At 65.0% G+C, this 1,812-nt stretch carries 3 protein-coding genes; all 3 read left to right on the top strand.

Translation table 11 applies throughout. From position 1 onward, the window contains the following. Positions 1 to 171 precede the first annotated feature (171 nt). Positions 172 to 1,065, top strand: coding sequence for a hypothetical protein (locus NT151_08905; GenBank protein ID MCX6539036.1), 894 nt, complete (start codon positions 172 to 174; stop codon positions 1,063 to 1,065). Positions 1,066 to 1,200: 135 nt separating this feature from the next. Continuing rightward, complete coding sequence (locus NT151_08900) at positions 1,201 to 1,410, top strand: helix-turn-helix domain-containing protein (protein MCX6539035.1); 210 nt, start codon at positions 1,201 to 1,203, stop codon at positions 1,408 to 1,410. Positions 1,411 to 1,471: 61 nt separating this feature from the next. Next, on the top strand, positions 1,472 to 1,812 hold a 341-nt coding region (locus tag NT151_08895), incomplete at its 3' end, for a hypothetical protein (protein ID MCX6539034.1).

The raw sequence follows: 1,812 nt of genomic DNA, 5'->3' as shown, positions 1-1,812 counted from the left end.
TCGCGATCCACAGGGGCGGTTGCTCAGCTTCGCGGGTGCCCATCGCCATATGCGACAGTGTAGTACAGGCGATCGATCGTGTCGATCCCCCCAGAACTTATCCAATGCCTATCGATCGACTTTCACCACGGGCTGCTAGGCGTCGACGTTGCCGCTGGGCGGCCCAGCGTGGTGCAGCACTGGACCAACTTCTACGACCCTGCCGACAGTGTGTCGGCGCTCTCGCACAACCTGGCCGGCGCAGAGAATGTGGAGGTAAACTGGCGCCCTTCTGGTCTCCTCGACATCACTCCTGCGCATGTGAAGATCTGGACAAACGAGAAGGTGATCAAGTGGATGACGGCGCGCGTTGGCGCGCTTCGGGCTCCGCCGAAGAAGTCGAGGACGGTGGAAGACATCGTCGCGGAGTGGGAGAAGGAACATCCGAAGCCGGCGTCGAAACCGGCCGCGGGCGGGTCGACACCCGCGACACCCGCGACACCAGCGCCCGCAACCAAGTCCCAGCCCAATCAGCAGGCTGTCGCGAAATGCGAATCCGACTATCAGGAGCAGGCCAGGCAGATCAGCGCCAACACCCACTGGAATTACTCGGGGCTCGCGAGCTGGAGCGACGGCTGCCCGACCGCCGAAAGGGCCTTCACCGCCTGTTACGAACAGACCTGCAAGCTGTACCGCGACGGCGGCATCTCCAAAACAGTTGCACGGAGGGCTGCCGGGCCACGTATCGTTCGGCCTGCACCAAAGAGAATCTCGCGGACGCGGCGGCGCGGCGCGATCAGTGTGTCGCACGGGGCCGGTGAGTCGGCACCCGCCGCCACGGCCGTCGTTCCCAAATCCCACCCACGCTTTCGAGGGCGGACCGACGGTTTTGTCGTGGCCCCTACCCGCACCTGTGCGCGCACGGACCCCATCCGCACACCCCTTGTATCCGCCCGGCGTGGCAGCCCGGTCCGCCCGGGCCACCGCCCGCCAGACGCCGTGTCTCAGAATACCGTGCAACGGGGCGCCCGACCCCGGGCCAACCCCTTGGCCGACCGGCCAACCGATTGGCCGGTGGCGAGTTAGGTCCGATTCTCCCTGCCCAAGACGCGCCCCGCTAACTGCCTCATTTTCATACACTTCCATAAAACTGCACGAATCCTTCGACCACACCCTCATGTGGCATGGCTTTCGCTAGGGGAAAGGCGTGGAGGTGGAGGAATGACCATGCACGGCGACGATTTTGATCCCTTTGTTCCTGGTGCCGCCCGGAGCGTCTCGCTCGTGCAGGCAGGCCAGATGCTGGGGATCTCGCGCCGCACTCTCTACTACTGGATTCGCGACGGCCGGCTCCACACGCTCCGCACGCCCATGGGTTCGCAGCGGATACTGATGGAGTCGATCAGGTCGCACTGGCTCGAACGGTTCTAGACAGGGTCACTCAAAGCGGTCACGGCAACGGGACATGTGGGGGGCCACCCACGGAGGCATTATGAAGGGCACGCAAACACTCAACCGATGGACGCTGACGGCGGTACTGACCGCGATGCTGGCGCTGGCGGCGCCGGCGCCTGGCACGGCGCAGCAGCACCGGGCGAGGCTGTCCAAAGATGTGGCCTTCGAGCTGGCGGCTCCCTCGAGCACCTTGATGCAGGTGATTGTCGAGAGCAGGGCCAAGGCTCAGGATCTGGTGGCTCGGTACGGCCTGCGCGTCAAGAAACAGCTCGCGAACGGCGTGGCGCTCGAAGGCACGCCCGGCCAGGTCGAGGCGCTCGCCAACGACCCCGACGTCGACCAGATCTCCGGCAACAACAAGGTGAAGGGCGACGCGTC

This window comes from Acidobacteriota bacterium (assembly GCA_026393675.1).
Taxonomy (GTDB): Bacteria; Acidobacteriota; Vicinamibacteria; order Vicinamibacterales; family JAKQTR01; genus JBAXOX01.
This window is presented reverse-complemented; position numbering and strand designations above follow the sequence as displayed.